At 54.5% G+C, this 16,308-nt stretch carries 12 protein-coding genes; 1 reads left to right on the top strand and 11 read right to left on the bottom strand.

Annotation, left to right across the window (positions count from 1 at the left end; genetic code table 11):
• Positions 1 to 501 precede the first annotated feature (501 nt).
• The 6 genes from ABJD00_RS19190 to ABJD00_RS19215 form a co-directional block, all read right to left on the bottom strand.
• Positions 502 to 2,316: a BCCT family transporter gene (locus ABJD00_RS19190; protein ID WP_413849590.1), complete on the bottom strand. Its 1,815-nt coding sequence runs from the start codon at positions 2,314 to 2,316 to the stop codon at positions 502 to 504.
• Between the two features lie 86 nt (positions 2,317 to 2,402).
• Entirely contained in the window at positions 2,403 to 3,038 is a 636-nt protein-coding gene (locus ABJD00_RS19195) for a DUF3726 domain-containing protein (RefSeq protein WP_413849592.1), read from the bottom strand.
• Positions 3,035 to 4,729, bottom strand: a complete 1,695-nt coding sequence (locus tag ABJD00_RS19200; RefSeq protein ID WP_413849594.1) for a hypothetical protein — start codon at positions 4,727 to 4,729, stop codon at positions 3,035 to 3,037. Before ABJD00_RS19200 ends, ABJD00_RS19195 begins: the two co-directional genes overlap by 4 nt.
• A gap of 13 nt (positions 4,730 to 4,742) precedes the next feature.
• On the bottom strand, positions 4,743 to 5,717 hold the full coding sequence (locus ABJD00_RS19205; RefSeq protein ID WP_413849596.1) for a membrane dipeptidase: 975 nt from the start codon (positions 5,715 to 5,717) through the stop codon (positions 4,743 to 4,745).
• Positions 5,717 to 7,168 carry an aldehyde dehydrogenase family protein gene (locus ABJD00_RS19210; RefSeq protein WP_413849598.1) on the bottom strand — a complete coding sequence of 484 codons (1,452 nt, stop codon included), beginning with the start codon at positions 7,166 to 7,168 and terminating at the stop codon, positions 5,717 to 5,719. Before ABJD00_RS19210 ends, ABJD00_RS19205 begins: the two co-directional genes overlap by 1 nt.
• Before the next feature lie 108 nt (positions 7,169 to 7,276).
• Positions 7,277 to 8,149 carry a LysR family transcriptional regulator gene (locus ABJD00_RS19215; RefSeq protein WP_413849612.1) on the bottom strand — a complete coding sequence of 291 codons (873 nt, stop codon included), beginning with the start codon at positions 8,147 to 8,149 and terminating at the stop codon, positions 7,277 to 7,279.
• 140 nt (positions 8,150 to 8,289) lie between these two features.
• Here ABJD00_RS19215 and ABJD00_RS19220 point away from each other — a divergent pair, with 140 nt between their 5' ends.
• The gene (locus ABJD00_RS19220) at positions 8,290 to 8,631 is read left to right on the top strand and encodes a RidA family protein (RefSeq protein ID WP_413849600.1); all 342 of its coding nucleotides are present in this window, start codon (positions 8,290 to 8,292) and stop codon (positions 8,629 to 8,631) included.
• Positions 8,632 to 9,141: 510 nt separating this feature from the next.
• Here the strand turns inward: ABJD00_RS19220 and ABJD00_RS19225 are convergent.
• The 5 genes from ABJD00_RS19225 to ABJD00_RS19245 all read right to left on the bottom strand — a co-directional run.
• Entirely contained in the window at positions 9,142 to 9,543 is a 402-nt protein-coding gene (locus ABJD00_RS19225; RefSeq protein ID WP_413849602.1) for a DUF4345 domain-containing protein, read from the bottom strand.
• Between the two features lie 594 nt (positions 9,544 to 10,137).
• Positions 10,138 to 10,395, bottom strand: a complete 258-nt coding sequence (locus ABJD00_RS19230; RefSeq protein ID WP_413853584.1) for a DUF4242 domain-containing protein — start codon at positions 10,393 to 10,395, stop codon at positions 10,138 to 10,140.
• Positions 10,396 to 10,423: 28 nt separating this feature from the next.
• The gene (locus tag ABJD00_RS19235; protein ID WP_413849606.1) at positions 10,424 to 14,029 is read right to left on the bottom strand and encodes an AAA family ATPase; all 3,606 of its coding nucleotides are present in this window, start codon (positions 14,027 to 14,029) and stop codon (positions 10,424 to 10,426) included.
• A gap of 144 nt (positions 14,030 to 14,173) precedes the next feature.
• Complete coding sequence (locus ABJD00_RS19240) at positions 14,174 to 15,376, bottom strand: FAD-binding oxidoreductase (protein ID WP_413849608.1); 1,203 nt, start codon at positions 15,374 to 15,376, stop codon at positions 14,174 to 14,176.
• Positions 15,377 to 15,453: 77 nt separating this feature from the next.
• A partial coding sequence (locus ABJD00_RS19245) for an IS3 family transposase (RefSeq protein ID WP_413849610.1) occupies positions 15,454 to 16,308 on the bottom strand: 855 nt, incomplete at its 5' end.

Raw genomic sequence — 16,308 nt, forward strand, 5'->3', positions numbered from 1 at the left:
GGCTATGGTTTGAGGTTGTGCCCGGATAATGATGGTTCGTTTCGTGCCGCTCTCAATGTATTAGACCATTCTGCATCTGCAAAGCAGAACCGTTCAAGCGCGGTCACTTTGGGCTTAGAGCGGTCGTTCGCTGCACTCTGCCTGACTGACCGCTCTGCGGACAAACCCGCCCGATGCAACTGCAGCACAACTCGCCAGATCCGCTCCTTCAAGAACACAACGGTTTTGCGGCACTGCGGCAGAATTCCCCCGAAGCGGCCGTTCACCATGAGCAATTTGGCTGAAATGCAAACCGGTCGTTCGCTGCGGCCGTGTCCAATGTCTCACAAGCGGACAAACCGGACATACATGTAAGGCGCACGAAAGTCTGCTTGGGATTTGCGAACGAAGTTCGTTGTCAAGAAGTTTGCTTGCGGTGCGTCGCCAAACGGAACCACCACCATTTCGTCAATGCTTTGACGAAATAGGCCGCGATCGTTCCGCGACCTACTCCTTTGCAGTCTAGCCAAGCTTTGCTCTGATGCTGTCACGATAGAGTGCTTTGACCAAAGATATCATCATGAACACCATGACAATCGTGAACGGCAGGGCCCCGATGATCATCGCGTTTTGCAACGCTCCGAAAGGGTTTGCCTCCGCACCGCTGTTACCGGCAATGATGAGGGCTCCAATTACGGCCGTCAGGATCAATCCCCAGATGATGCGGTGCTTGATGCCGGTTTCCTGTTCACCGCCAGACATGATGGTGTTCATCACCAAAATCCCTGAGTCCGCTGACGTCACGAGGAACGTCATGATCAGAACCACACACATGATGGTGATGGCTGACAAGAACGCGCCTGAGATCATTTGTCCAAGCGTGGCAAACAATTTGGCCGTGTTCGTGGCACCGATGAGAGAGCCTGCAGCGTCGCCGTTCAGTTCCAGATCAATCGCTGTGCCGCCCAAAATGGTCATCCACAAGAAACACACGATGGCAGGTGCAATGACGCAGCCAAAGATGAACTCGCGCACGGTGCGACCTTTGGAGATACGCGCGAGGAACAATCCAACGAAAGGCGAGAATGCGATCCACCAAGCCCAGTAGAACGTGGTCCAGCCCGCTTGCCATCCGAACTGGCGGCCTTGTTCGCCAGCGGCATAAATCGCCTCTGCGTCCATATTAGCGGCGGCAGCTGGCAACCCTTCGGTAAAGCCCGAAAGCGAACCCCAAGGGGACGTTGCCGAACCATAGATCGCCGCAACATCTTCCGCAGGCAATGCTTGCGCTGCCTCAGGAAGTGCGGATGCAAAAGCTTCTGCGGATTGCGGCCCATAGGCCCCAAAGGACATCTGAACAAAGTGCAGGATGTAGTCGACGAGACCTGCACCGAACTTTGTCATCGCAAAGAGGAACGAGCCGAAGAAGATGAAGGTCAAAAGCAAGATCACCGACAGTACCAGATTGAGGTTCGACAGGTATTTGATGCCCCGACCAACGCCAGACACAGCGGACAGGATGGACAAGCCCATGATGACCAGAAGTGCTGCGATCAGGCCAACAGTGCTCGGTTTGGGAACTTCTGCATCGCCATTCATCAGCCATTCCATGCCAGACACAGCGTAAACTCCGTCAACAAATTGGCTGACCCCAAAACCGATTGTTACGGACACGCCGAGGATCGTGGCCACAACGCCAAGGACATCAACCAAATGGCCCAGAAACCCGTTTGCGGCTTTTCCCAAAAGTGGCGTCAGAGCGGACCGGATCGTCAGTGGCATTTCGCGGGTATAGGCGTAGTAGGCCAACGACAGACCGGTCAGTACATAGATGGCCCAGGCGTGGAACCCATAATGCAGGAATGTGTAGCGATAAGCGGACTGCACGGCCTCCTTAGAGTTTGCAGCCACTTCGCCGGAGAGAACGACAGGGTTTGATCCCCAAAGGCCAAGCGGTTCGGCGGTCGCAAAGACCATAAGGCCGACACCCAAACCTGCACCGAACATCATGGAGAACCAGGAGAAATTCGAAAACTCCGGCACTGTGTTTGCGGTGCCGAGCTTCTTGCTGCCAGTCGCTGGCAAAAGGGCCAAAACAAACAGGAAGAACGCGAAGATCCCAACGGACACGATGTAGAAGCTGTTGAAGCCATTCAACAAACTGCCGTTCACTGCGGAAAGAACACTGCTTGCATTGCCAGGCCAGACGAGCGCCCAGACGACCAGGGCGACCATAATCGCCTTACTGATCAGTGCGATAGGAAGGCTGTAGCCTTCGTAAAAACCGGATGGAGATTTTGCGATCTCCAACTCGGTAAAGGGTGGTTTTATAGACATTTCTTGTCCCCTGTTCCTTTGGTTGCGCCATGTATCGATATCCCGCAGCCGGTTGGCGCTTTGACTGTGGGTTTGTCTGGTTCATCTCAATCGTTGTCGGTTACCCCTGCACCCGCCCCCAGCAAACGAGAGGCTTCTGTCGCAGGCGCGTAGGTGCGCTGCGCAAAGGTGTTCAGTTCGGCCCACACATCCGGGCTTATATTTCCGCGCAAAGCAGGAGCGGCGAGAGCGTGATCCCCTTTCGCGACAAAGCACTCCAAAGCATCAGTCTGCAGTGTGCTCAGGTCGTGTTCGGCCCCTTCGACGTGCAGGTCATACCCGTTTGTTGTCAAACGTACGCTGTCCCAAACTACGATCAGCGGCGCTTTGATGTGCAAGGCAGCCCAGGCGGCGAACGGGACAACCAACAAAGGTTGCGTGACATTCTTCATTGTTTGCCCGTGCGCGGTCGTCAGACGATCTGCGCAGTCATTCAATGTGATGCCAGCGGTCAAAGGGCAAAGAGTACCAGTCGCGCTGGACCAGTCGCCCTCTAGAGTCTGGGGTGGGCCATCATGAGCCGGCAGGCTCAAATGTGCAGCCAAAGCCTCTGCACCTGGCAAGCCATGGGAGGCGAGCCAGCGCACAGCTTTGCCAGCCTCCTCTGCGACGCCCCAATCGTACCCGCCCCCGCGCGCGGCCTTTTTGGCATGCGCCTCAATCTCATTCAGCGAATACGTCATGGACGCGCCATGGCAGGGTATGGCCAGAATTCATCTGCAGTGGCCAATTCTTCGGGGTACGGCGCGTTGCTGAACATGCAAATTCGCACCCAGCGATCAGATCTCGGGTCGAAATGGGTGGCACCAAAAAACGACAGTTTGCAGCGCAGCATATCAATCGGCATCAGGTCCGACCCAATCGTGTTGTCCCTAATTTCTGCATAAGGTGCAGTTGCGACGATCTGTGCGCGTCGCACGCTATGGCGATGTCGGGGATGAGCCAGCAAGAACGCAGCCAAAGTTGCATCTGCGTCTTTACCCTTCAGGTCATGAAAGAGCGCGGCCGCGTCTCGGCCTGGTGCCAATGGCTGCTCGTAGGCTGCAATTGGTTCGTCAAAACGCTCGCCCAGACGCGGCTCCAACTTTTCGGCAGAAACATACCACGCGCGTGCATATTGCTGCTGCTCTGACCAGTCGATGTCCAACGCCCAGCGATAAGCGCGTTGAAGGATCGCGCGCAATTCGCCCACACGCATGGTGCCGTCAATACGAAACGCCTGCGTATTTCGGTCCAACATTTGATCTGACAACGGATCGACAAGCTGGCCATAGGGTTCCAGCAGCAAGGAGGCCAGACATTCCTGCGCATCCTCGCCCAGGGTTGCTTCGGCCCATTGAAAAAGCCGGTTCCACGGTTGGGCCGCGTGCAAATCAGCCTCTGCGACGTGGTCAGCCAGTTTGCTCAAATCACTGCGCAGGTGCTTCAGCTTCTCGATCTGGACTTCATGCGCGGAATGCCAGATGTCGGCTGAGACCTGTGAACGCTCGAGGAGCGCGCGAAACACCTTTATCTCTGCATCTGTGGCGGTAGGCAGGTTGCGCACAATCGCAATTGCCTGTTCCCGCGCAGCAATCCAGTTGTTGAACAGCATCGGATGGTTGATCAGAAATGGCGCCATGCCAAGCCCGGTGGAATTGCCGATCCCGAGGCTGCACGCGATGGCCGGATCTAACGTAGCAGCGGCTTTCCCACTCCTCAGGTCCGCAACATGTTGGACCAGATCGCGCACATAGGTTCGGGTCAGAAAAACCGAAAGCATTTCGATTTGGAAAGGGGCAGCGCATTCAGGACGGCCCGCAATCATCTCATGGTCAGCAGCACCCAGTTTGCCCGACCCATAGACGGCGGTGGTGCGCATCAGGTAACCGACCTTTGCAATTTCGCTTGGATCCGGTTGCTGACCTGCTGCCAAAGCTGAGACCACATGATCCCACAACCGCACAGAGCGGTTGGCGCGCGACACGGACAGTTCTTTTTCGCTCACCCGGCCTGCTTCTTGCAGGGGGATGTTTTGGCGCAAGCGCGCAACATCATCCGCATCTGGTACACCGTCAAACAGGGTGAACGTGCTGTCCCAAGCCTGTGCAATCACCCGGTCCGAGCGTTGTTCGGCGGGCAGATCATGGCCAAAAGCGATCAATGAATAGGTGCGATCAGGGGTATGCGCGCAATAAACGGCATGACCGACGCCCTTGTCGTCGAAATCAAAGACAGGACGGGAAAAGGTCCAGTTTTCACGGGTCATGCGCCTGATCAGGATACGCATGAAAGACAAGCGGGATTGATGAAAAGACCCCAGACGTGACAGCCGCATGACCAGTGCCGGGTCACGTTTTGCAATAGTCTGTGATGTGTTCGCCTGACCCTGCATGACTATCTCCTCCCTAGGTCAGCTGTATGAAGTTTTCCGCGTAAAACCTGTACCAGTTGTCTCCCATGATGCCCGCGACCTCCCCGTCGCTCAGCCCCGTGGCGCGCAAGCCTGCTTCGATGTTTCCAAAGTCGCGGTTGTCATTGAACCAGCTTGGCATCGGCGGAAACCCCGGAGCTGCCGCCGACCCTTCGCCATAGTCAATCTCTTTGCTCCAGCGACCGACACGCATCCATTCGACCACGCTGTCGGGGTGATCCTGACACAGGTCCGTCCCAATCCCGAGGTTTTCCGCGCCGAACTTCTCGGCTGTGCGGGCTATCATCTCACAAAAGCTTTCCAGCGTGCAGTCGGACTTGCCCTTGAGGTGATGCGGATAGACCGAAAACCCCAACATCCCACCGTTTTCCGTCACTGCGCGGATCACATCATCTTTTTTGTTGCGCAGCGCGGGGGACCAATCGTACGGGTTGGCATGGGTGATCGCGATCGGCCGTTCGGAAATTTCCGCGGCTTCAATGGTAGAGCGATCTGCCGAATGGCTCATATCCACAACCAGCCCGACACGGTTCATTTCCTTGATCACCTGACGCCCCATGCGGGTGATGCCGGTGTCTTCGGCCTCATAGCAGCCCGTCGCCAGCAAGGATTGGTTGTTATAGGTGAGCTGCATGAACCGGGCGCCCAGGCTGTGCACGATTTCCACCAGCCCAATGTCGTCTTCAATCGGGCTGGGGTTTTGGAACCCAAAGAAGATCGCGGTTTTGCCGGTCGCCTTGGCGCGATCTACGTCACTGGCCCATTGGCCCTTCATGATCAGATTGGGGTATTGCTCGAACCAGCGGTTCCATTGCTCAAAGTTCAGAACCGTCTCGCGAAAGTTCTCGTGATAGGCAATGGTCACGTGCACCGCATCGACGCCACCCTCACGCATCTGGCGAAAGATCTTTTCCGACCAACTGGCGTATTGAAGGTTATCGATGCGCATCACTGCGGCGTGCCCGAGGCGATGTAAGCGGTTTTCACGATGGTATAGAAGTCACGCGCAGTTTGCCCCTGTTCGCGCGGCCCGTAAGAACTGTCACCGCGACCGCCAAAGGGCACGTGATAGTCGGTGCCAGCGGTGGGCAAATTGACCATCACACAACCCGATTGCGTGTTGCGGCGGAAATGCGTGGCGCGCGCCAGATTGGTGGTCACAATGCCTGCTGTCAGACCAAAGTTTGTGTCGTTGACCACATGCAGCGCCTCGTCATAGCTGCCCACGGGTATCACGCAGGCCAGCGGCGCAAACATCTCTTCGCGGTTGATCCGCATGTCGTTGTTGGTGCCGACGAACACGCCGGGGGACATGTAGTAGCCTTCTGTTGGCATCTCCAGCCGTTGGCCACCGCAGAGCAGTTCTGCCCCTTCGGTGGCGGCAAGATCGACATAGGCGAGGTTTTCTTTGAGCTGTTGTTCTGACACGACCGGGCCCAATTGCGTGCCCTCTTCCAGCGCGTGACCGACCTTCATGGCCTCGGCACCCGCGGCCAGCTTTTCAACAAACTGATCATGTACGGACTGGTGGACGACCAGACGGGAGGAGGCGGTGCATTTTTGCCCTGATCCGCCAAACGCACCGCCCAATGCGAGCGACACGGCCAGATCCAGATCAGCGTCATCCATCACGGCCAACGCGTTCTTTGATCCCATCTCCATCTGCACGCGCGTCAGGTTCTGAATGGCGCTGGCAGCGATCCCTTTGCCCACGGGAACCGAACCGGTGAAGCTGATCGCGCCCACTTTGGGGCTTTCGACCAGCCGTTGGCCAATCGCGCTGCCCGCGCCCATCACCAGCGAAACAAGGCCCTTGGGCACATCCTGGCGCGCGATGATCTCAACCAGCGCCACGGCGGAGGACGGGGTTACATTGGCTGGTTTCCACACAACGGCGTTGCCATAGCACAGCGCGGGCGCAATCTTCCAAGACGCGGTGGCCGTCGGGAAGTTCCAGGGAGAGATCACTGCAATCACACCCACGGGCTCCCGGCGGACGTCGATTTCGATCCCTTCCCGCACGGAATCCGCCGTGTCGCCCATCTGGCGCAGCGTTTCAGCCGCATAGTAGGTAAAGAACTGACCGGCGCGATATACCTCGCCCCTGCCCTCTGCCAGCGGCTTGCCCTCTTCGCGGGACAGCAAGGTGCCCAGCTCTTCGGCGCGGCTCATCATCTCGGTGCCGATGGCCATAAGAACGTTGTATTTGCGTTCGATCCCGTAGGCGGCCCATTCGGCCTGCGCGCGTTGCGCCTGTTCCAGCGTTGCATCCAACTGCTCAGGCGTCGCCTGTGCGAACATCCCGATCAGATCGCTCAGATCCGATGGGTTGCGGTTTTCAATTTCGGAAGCACCCGCCACCCATTCTCCAGCGATGTAGTTCAGGTTGGTGTCGGGCATGATGTATCCTTTCGAGTGAGTGCCGCGGGCGGGCGCACGCAAAGGATACCTCGCTTGCATGATTTAGGCAGTTTGAAATAAATGTATTTTACTTCAGGTTTTCTGAAATCAGGTGTCCATGACCAAACTGCCATCCCGTTTCATCCCGGTGATCAGCTTGAGGAACTCCTGCGCTGCGGGCATCAACAGATTGCTGGGTCGCGACATCAGATGCACAGTCCTGCGCGCATGCACATCGTGAAGCGGCAGAAATGCAAACTCATCAAGGACATTGGCCACCGCCAGTCGCGGCAACACCGTTATCCCAACACCTTGTCGTACCAAGCCTAAAAGGGACGCCGTATTGGGAACCATCAGTCGTGAGCGGGCAAGAATGGGCGCAAAATCCGGATCTGTGATCTGTTCACACAAGCCATTTGCGATGATCGGATGATCCCCCATCGTGCGCCATGACAGCTTATCCCAGTCTTTGGCCAACGGATCGTCCTTGCGGCAGACCAGCCCAAAGGCATCGCTGAACAACTCGGTCCGGCGCATCCCCTCAACCTCAGAAAGTGAGCCAATCCCGATATCGGCACGTTCGCGATCCAGTTCACGCGCAATGGTCACCGAGTCCATATCACGCAGGTCGATCTGTACCTTCGGAAACTTCTGCGCAAACCGGAAAATCACAGGAGGGAGTATGGTCGTAGCCACCGATGGCGTCACAGCCAGCCTCAAATAGCCAAGCTCAGAACGCGATAGCCCCTCGATCACTGACACCGTGTTCTCGAAATGGGCCACTTCGCGGCGCGCCTCTGCTAAAATGAGGTCTCCGAGCGGCGTTAGGCGAGATTTTCTCGCTGTCTCAAAAAGGGCAGAGCCAACATGCTCTTCAAACTGTTTCAACATCATAGAAACAGCAGATGGGGTACGACCCAGCGCGTCCGCAGCCTCTGAAAGGCTGCCATGCGTGGCAACGGTCATGAAGCATCTGAGCATGTCGATCTTAATCACCAACTTAAGATTTCCTGAATTAACTTTAATCAGTTCGAGTTTGCCTCAAATTAGATCCCGTGACCATATGGCAAACAACCTGTCCTACCCGGGATGGGAAAACACTACTATTGAAGGAAATTCTCATGATTGAGCGCATCGAAACTGGAACCCGATCATCCAAAATCGTCAAGCATAATGGCGTGGTTTATCTCACTGGGCAGGTCGCAGAGGGCGACACGATCCAGAACCAAGTCCGCGCCTGTTTAGAAGATGTTGATACTCTCCTGACACGGGCCGGATCGTCGCGCGAAGACATGCTACGTGTCACAATCTGGCTGGCTGACATGCAGGATTTTGATGGGTTGAACGAGATCTGGAACGATTGGGTACCTGCTGGACATGCTCCGGCCCGTGCGTGTGGTGAGGCCAAGCTGGCCAGACCCGAGCTGAAGGTGGAATTCATCGTAGATGCAGCCTATTCGTGAAGAACTGGTGCTCTCAAGAACTGAGTTTCGAAGCCTGATCGATGGCGAAGAAACATCAAGCGAAGACATCTCACCCACCTACAGTGCGAAGGCTTCACACTTTGGCCTGAGGGTTTAAGATCATTTGCGGGCAAGTTCCCGAAACCCAACCAAAAGATATTTTTGTGATCTGGCAGGACGCGCAGGAAAACCCGTCGAATAGGTGGACTAATTCTTCAAAGCAGCCGTCGATGCGAGTTGCGGCATTGGGCAATTTGGGCTCGGAGCGGTCTTGCGGCGGCGCAACAGAGCAAGCTTGGACAGCTCACCGAAAGCGGTCATTCCCGAAAAGTGGAAAATTCAACGCTTTCAGCGGCGTGGCCCGATGCTCGGACATTCTGCTGTTTGAAGCGGTCGTTGGGCTACGGGGCCCGCTACGATCACTCTGAGCCCAAAGCGTCTAATGCTGCACAAAGTATGAACGGCAGCAATTGAAGTAAATTGGGTATTTGGTGAGAGATCGTGAACGCCTTAACTTCCGACATGCGGGGTCTTGTTTGAAACTTTCTCCTTGTAGAGGATGACCGCAATAAATCCGAGCACAATCTCAAGGGCCGCATATACTATGAGCAGCCAGTGCGGCAGGCCGTCGATAATGAAGCTCAGTATTCGCCCAGCTGCAAGTCCGATCATGAACACCGCACAGGCTACTAGAGCTGGACCTTCCATGGGTTTACTGAACGCACCCCATAGCCACAGCACCACCATGCCGATGTACAGCCCCATAACCGCTCGCATGATGTGCGCAAGGTTGACCGTATCAACAGTGATGCCGAAAAAAGCGTCCAAAGATGCTGATGGCTTAGCCCCATAGCTTAGCGCTATCGGCACTAATCCGACTGAACAAAAGATCAGAAAAATACGATATTTCATCAAACTACTGTACCGAGAACAAGCGTCAGCTCAATAGGGTTGATTATTCTTGCTTTGGGGATGTGGCTATTGCAAGCAGACCTTCGCTTTGCCGAATACAAAGGTAGCTATGTCCCGCAACTCGGTCATAGCCCCATCGAACTTCGCTGCGGTCGCGACCAATGTCTGCTTTTCTAGCTGCGATGCAGCGTGTAGCCGAGGCGCGCAGTTTGCTGCAAGAGCGAAGGGCGCGATTTCAATCCGGCTGCTTTGGGCTCAGAGCGGACGTTCGCTGCGATTTGCTTGAACAACCGCTGTGCGGACGAAGCAGCCTTTCGCCTTAACCTGCACCGGTGAACGCTATACGGACGAAGCGGCCATTCGCTGCGCGATCCACGATCGACCTCTAAGCGGAAGAAGGCAGCCGTTGCCTTCTGGAGGTATTTCTGAATGTCGCAAGGGCCCATTTGAAAAACTCACTCAGCCCGAGCTATCGCTCGCAAAGGATCGCATTTCGTATTCAGCCCGGGGCTTCAACGGCCTCATTTCCTCCGCGGAGTCCTGTCAGTATCTGCAATGCCGAATTTATACTGCTATGCGCAACAACAATTCGGATCAGGCAAAAATGCCCGGATCTATGCGGTCCACAGGCGTAATAACGTCGGCGGGAATGTTCAAACGCTCAGCTGCTTTGCGCAAACTCTCTTCATCTGGTGCTTCATAAAGGCAATACGTTTTCTTCTTGTCCGCACTCAAAAACGAGAAAATCCATTCAACGCCTACTTCATCATTAATCTGCTTGATGTTCTTTTTTGCTTCGTCGTCAACTTCAAGTTTCTCTGCGAAATTTCTTTCAATAATATATCTTGGCACCGCTTCCTCCATCGCGAGTGTAACGGACTTACGTGGCTTGACCTTCAAGCATTGCCGTAAGGGCAAGCATACCCAGTTCGCGCGATGTTGCCAACGCTTCTGCCTCCAACGTCATTGCGTGCTGTAAATCATCTTTTCGACCTCGCCTGCGAAGGGCTGCCGCATAGGACGCCCGACTATGCGCTAGCCAGGCTGGAGCTTTCATGCGCAGGTCAATTTCAAGGGCCGTTTCGAACATTTTCTCGCATTGGTCCCAATTTCCTATCAAAGCTGACAGTGCGCCGAGTCGTCTGGCTGCCGATCCGGAGCAGACAGTAGTTGCCCCTGCTGTCACCGTCATGCGCTCAAAGGGAAGCAGCATTTCATAGATCGTCAACGCGTGCTCCTTGTGATCAACTGCGACACATATGTCTGCCAGATAGGATAGCGTTGTTGAAAACATAGCATCCCGTGGCAGCTCGAAACCTGTCGCTGCGAGCTCGTTCAAAATCCGCTCCGCGGCATCCTTGAAACCAAGTTCTGCCGCGATCAGGGCAAATCCAGGCTGCCAAGTTGTATCTTCCGGACTTTCCGACATGAGACGTTTGATCACCGGCGCGACCTCTTGAAGCCTACTTTGCTCGCGGCGAATCGTGAACATTTGCACGCCGTAAACACCTTCGACGTGCTGCCCATGTGTTTGACGGCCAATCTTAACGGCCTCATTTGCGTACCGCTCCGCGTCTTCGAATTTTCCCTCCATAATGGCGACCATGGCGCGAGCATGGATCTGCACCCAGTAAAGCTGAAGGTGATTGTCTTTTTCGGAGATCTCGGTCAGCAGTTGAAGCGAGTGATCCATCAAATCGCGATCTGCCATCTCTGCCCCAACAAACAGGCTCAACGTTCTGTCCCGACCTTGGTCAATGTTGTTCAGTTTCTCCGCGACCCGATGCATCGCCTCAAGGTTGTCCCGCCAATTATGCCTTTCATCTTTACTGCGAGCGACAAATGGAGCTCCAAAGCGAGACATCATAACTGAAAACTGCGCTTTGTGATCACCTAACTTGGCAGCGGCTTCCATGGCTTTGCGTCCGTATTCACCGCTTTTCTCCAACTGCCCTGTGAACATGTATGCACGGGCCAGTTGACTCATCAGCCCGGTACGTCGCCTTTCATCTTGTTGGGGTAGATCATCTAATGCTTGGATACAGTGCTTTATGGCGTCACTGTGCCAATCTCCAGCCATCATCGCCGTGTCAGCAAAGTGGTTCGCCGCGTCTGCCGCGAGTTCAACACTGCCAATACCGCGAGCAGACGTCCATGCTTCTTCGAGTATTGCGCAACACTCTGGAAGACGGCCCACGCTGTCATAACTACGCCCAACTAAAATCTTGGCTGAGATTACCTCTCGTGCAGTTTCGTCGCCCAAATGTGAAGCTGCCTGCAGTGTTTCCTTGGCATTTGCCATCGCTTCGCGACTTGCAGAGCGGGCAAGTGCCATTTCGGTTGCAGAACGCCATCTTTCAAACGCACCCGACCATTCTTCGGCTTCCGTCAGATGGCGTGCAACAAGCTCAGGCTGACGTTCGATCTCAGCTGGGCGCATTCGCGTCAAGACATCGGCAACTCGCGCGTGATATTGCCTACGAGTTGAGACTAGCATCGACTGATAGGCTGTATCGCGGATTAGTGCGTGCCGAAAAACATAGCGACCACGGCTGTTCCCGCTCTCAAAGAGCAATCCGGCTTTGCGCAGTTCATTCAAACCGGCGCGGATGTCAGTCTGATCTTTTGCGAGCGTCTCGGACAATAATTCTGGTTCAAACTCCCGTCCGATCACGGCCGCGGCCAGCGCGACCTGCTTTGCATTTGGGGATAGAGCATCAAGACGTGCCATCAGCGTGCCCCTCAACGATGTGGGCACACGGTTAACGTCTTGAACCCCAGACGTTGTGATCGCGCGGGTCAGTTCTTCAACGAAAAGCGGAACACCATCAGTTTTTTCAATGATGAGGTCGATCAAACTTGGATCAGGTTCAACGCCAGATATGTTTCGCACCAAATCAGAGACGTGATCAGAGTCAAAGCGACGCAACCGAAGCGTTTGGACATGCGCATCACCTTCAGTCTGTTCTAAAGACCAATCCGGTCGGTGTGTAATCAAAATTAACAGCGGAAGATCCGCGCAAACCTCTTTGAACCTTTCCAGCAAGGCGTGAGTGGATGGATCAATCCAATGCGCGTCTTCGACAAACAGAATGACTGGGTGCTGCTCCGCGCGGACCTTAACAGTGTTAATCAGTGTTTGAATTGTGATATCGCGCTGCTCCTGTGGCGACATGGCCAGCACATCCTTGGCCAGTTGGCTTCGCGGTGCGACCAGTGCAGCGAAAACAGGCAAAACCTGCTGCCAATCCAAACCTGGCCTTGCTTTCAACATTTGGCGCACATGTTCGAGGACCAAGTCATCATCAAAATCAGGAGCAACTCCTGCATCTTGCGAAATGCGTTCTGTAACTGGGTGAAATGGGCTGCTGGTTAAATATGGGGAGCAATTAAGGCGGATAATGTCCGCGTTCTCGACAACGATTTTTTCCGAAAGAAAGGCTTCTGTGGTTCTTGATTTGCCGATTCCAGCCTCACCCGTGAGCAAGACAACTTCGCCCTGTCCACCTCGCGCCCGTTGCCAAGACTGTCTGAGGATACCCCGTTCCAGGTTGCGACCGACCATTGCCTTGGATGAACTGTCTATATGTGCCGCCTGAAATCTGCTTTCGGCATCGCGTTCTTCTTCCACCTGAAGCAACTCGTACGGCGTTTCGAAACCCTTTAATGTGACCTTTCCGAGCGAGGAAAATTGAAAGATCTGCAAGAGCGATGCTTCTATTCCCTCCTTGGGCAACACAATACTGTTCGGCGGTGCGTGCTCTTGAATTCTTGCGGCTAGGTTGAGAATAGGCCCAGCCATTGCTCCTTCTTCGTAAGTGTTTTCTCCAATGGCATCGCCAACAACAACTTCGCCGCTCGCAATACCCATACGTACTGAAAGTGGTGTACCGTCAGGAGCCTTCTGATCATTGACACGTTTTACGACATCCAGCCCAGCCTTGATCGCCCGAACCGTGTGATCTTCGTAGGCGCGCGGCCACCCAAAAAAGACCAAGACACCGTCGCCAAGATATTTTGCGACATATCCACCGTATCGACTCACCGCGCCTGCAATCGCGTCTTGATACCGCTGCAAAAGAACGCGCATGTCCTCGGGATCAAACCGGTTTGTCAATTCGGTGGAGCCAACCAAATCTGCAAAAAAGACTGTCAGATGGCGGCGTTCGGCAACTGTTGAAGAATTCGTTTCAACGGAAAAAGACCCCACAGGGCTGGCCAAGCTGCCCTCTTTTGAGGAGGAAAGGTCCGTGTTTGCTGAAGTATCTGTCGAGTTATCATCGTTTTCGACCACTGCAGTCGTATTTGATCGCTCGGCAATTGCGGCCAAGATTAGTTTCCGGTGACCCAAACTGATGCCCAGTTCTTTTAAGTCATCACTGGTAAGCAAAGGAAGTACGCGCTCATCGACATCGTTCTCGCGGAACGCATCGACGTATTGATCCAGACCCAATTCGCTGAGCCATTTCTCTATGTACAGAAGCATTTTGACAAGGATGCTCGTTTAGGCGATGACAATCAAGCTTCGGCTTTGCGCGCTTGATCCAACCGCTGGCGCAAGATGAAACCCATACAAACGGGTACGTGGGGCGCTACACTCACTTTGCCCCACGTGGATCGACGTCACCAGTTACTGTGCTGCAGCGAGTGTTTTTGCTGGCGGGATGTTGTGATTGCACCGAAAGAAATTGTCCGGGTCATATTTTGCTTTGATCTCGGACAATCTTTGCATGTTTGGACCATACACATTGCCGACCCGGTCAACCTCGTCCTCAGGCATGAAATTCACGTATGCACTACCGGTTGAAAACGGCTGCATGTCGTCAAACAACTTGCGCGCCCACTCAATACAGACGTCGTCTTGTGCCGCATCGCTCCATCGAGTGTGCACATTCATGATGAAATGTGCAGACCGCTCCGAATAGGCCGTTTCATCGGACGGAACCCGAGCCATGGCGCCACCCACGTGGGCAACAAACACCTCACATTGCGGGTCCGGCAGATTTTCGATCGCATCCAGTAGTGTGCGTATCGCATCATCCGGAAGGTCGGCGAAATCATTACTTTTCCAATAATTCCGTTCTCCCGGTGCCAACAATGGGTCAAAAGCTGCTTGCCAACCGACGAATGGGTGGGGACCGATAACATCAACAACCGGCTCGCCAAGTGCTCGCAGGCTCGCCATTGCTTTTTCTCCTTCGTTCATGTCACCGGCGTAGCACGCGTCAAAAAACAGAACTTCTTTTCCGTGCCATTCGGATGGAAGAAACGGCAGCGGTGGGGCCTTCCTCATAACCGACCATACCGTAAGTTCGTCGGGTGCCGTGGCGGTAATTTCTCGCAGCTCAGCAAGCAGTTTTGGCGCCTCCGAAATCGGATGCACGATCAGCCCTGACATCACTTCAGGCCCAAGAGAGTGCAATTGAAAATCAAAGGCTGTCACGACGCCAAAGTTGCCTCCCCCGCCGCGAAGCGCCCAAAAGAGATCAGCGTTTTGTTTTGGGTCACATCTCAGGATCTCTCCATTGGCTGTGACAACTTCAGCGGAAACTAGATTATCAATTGTCATGCCGAATTTGCGGGTGCTCCAACCGAAACCGCCTCCAAGGGTTAAACCCGCGATACCAGTTGTGGAGTTTATTCCTGTCGGAACGATTAAGCCGTGTGCTTGGGTTTCCCTGTCGACATCCCCCAGCAACGCACCGGGCTCCACCCGTGCGGTTCTTGCGATCGGATCGACGCTGACAGAATTCATTGCAGACAGATCCAACAAGAGAGAGGTATCCACGACAGCGTGCCCGGCAATCTGATGTCCACCGGATCGAATTGACATCACTGTCGGTCGTCAGAGTTTTTGGAACCAATGGCGACCTAAACTAAGAGAGAGTTTGGCTCATCTTGTTGGTTTGATTATGCGGCGCGTTGTCTGTGTTGCAAGCGGCGCGCTTCGAGCGTCTTTCGTTTGATCCTTTCCCTTTGTTTTAGAATGGCTTTGTCACGCCCGAAGTAGACGTCGGCGGGTGTGACGTTGTTGATGCTCTCGTGATAGCGCTGATGATTGTAGTGATCGACGAAGGCTTCGATCTGGGCTTCGAGGTCGCCGGGCAGGAAGTAGTTTTCCAGTAAGATCCGGTTCTTCAATGTTTGATGCCAACGCTCGATCTTACCTTGGGTTTGCGGATGATACGGCGCACCGCGCGAGTGTTTCATCCCCTTGTCCTGCAACCATTCAGCCAAGTCGCCGGAGACGTAGCTTGAGCCGTTATCGCTGAGCAGACGTGGCTTGTGGACGACATGCACCTGATCACAGCCAGACGCCTGCAATGCGAGGTCCAATGTATCCGTCACGTCCTCGGCTCGCATATTGGTGCAAAGCTTCCAAGAGACAATGTAGCGGCTGTAATCGTCGAGGACCGTACTGAGATAGAACCAGCCCCAGCCCAGAACCTTGATGTAGGTGAAGTCGGTTTGCCAAAGCTGATTGATCGCAGTCGTTTTGTCTCTGAACTCATTGGCTGCCTTGATGACTATGAAGGCAGGACTGGTGATCAGGTCATGCGCCTTGAGTGTGCGATACACTGTGGATTCCGAGACAAAATAACGTTCTTGATCCGTGAACGTCACCGCTAACTCACGCGGGGACAATTCCGTCTCCCGCAAGGCGAAGTCGACGACCCTGCGCTTCACCTCGTCGGGCACCCGGTTCCAGACATGTTTTGACTTGGGAGATTGATCCTGCAATCCGGCCTCACCGCGCTGAAGGTA

The sequence above is a fragment of the Tateyamaria sp. genome (assembly GCF_039945315.1).
In the GTDB taxonomy this organism is placed as follows: domain Bacteria; phylum Pseudomonadota; class Alphaproteobacteria; order Rhodobacterales; family Rhodobacteraceae; genus Tateyamaria.

Coding starts and splice junctions, on each gene's coding strand:
- ABJD00_RS19195 (WP_413849592.1), bottom strand. CDS start 3,038: ATGACGTATTCGCTGAATGAGATTGAGGCGCATGCCAAAAAGGCCGCG.
- ABJD00_RS19190 (WP_413849590.1), bottom strand. CDS start 2,316: ATGTCTATAAAACCACCCTTTACCGAGTTGGAGATCGCAAAATCTCCA.
- ABJD00_RS19200 (WP_413849594.1), bottom strand. CDS start 4,729: ATGCAGGGTCAGGCGAACACATCACAGACTATTGCAAAACGTGACCCG.
- ABJD00_RS19215 (WP_413849612.1), bottom strand. CDS start 8,149: ATGCTCAGATGCTTCATGACCGTTGCCACGCATGGCAGCCTTTCAGAG.
- ABJD00_RS19205 (WP_413849596.1), bottom strand. CDS start 5,717: ATGCGCATCGATAACCTTCAATACGCCAGTTGGTCGGAAAAGATCTTT.
- ABJD00_RS19225 (WP_413849602.1), bottom strand. CDS start 9,543: ATGAAATATCGTATTTTTCTGATCTTTTGTTCAGTCGGATTAGTGCCG.
- ABJD00_RS19210 (WP_413849598.1), bottom strand. CDS start 7,168: ATGCCCGACACCAACCTGAACTACATCGCTGGAGAATGGGTGGCGGGT.
- ABJD00_RS19235 (WP_413849606.1), bottom strand. CDS start 14,029: ATGCTTCTGTACATAGAGAAATGGCTCAGCGAATTGGGTCTGGATCAA.
- ABJD00_RS19220 (WP_413849600.1), top strand. CDS start 8,290: ATGATTGAGCGCATCGAAACTGGAACCCGATCATCCAAAATCGTCAAG.
- ABJD00_RS19240 (WP_413849608.1), bottom strand. CDS start 15,376: ATGTCAATTCGATCCGGTGGACATCAGATTGCCGGGCACGCTGTCGTG.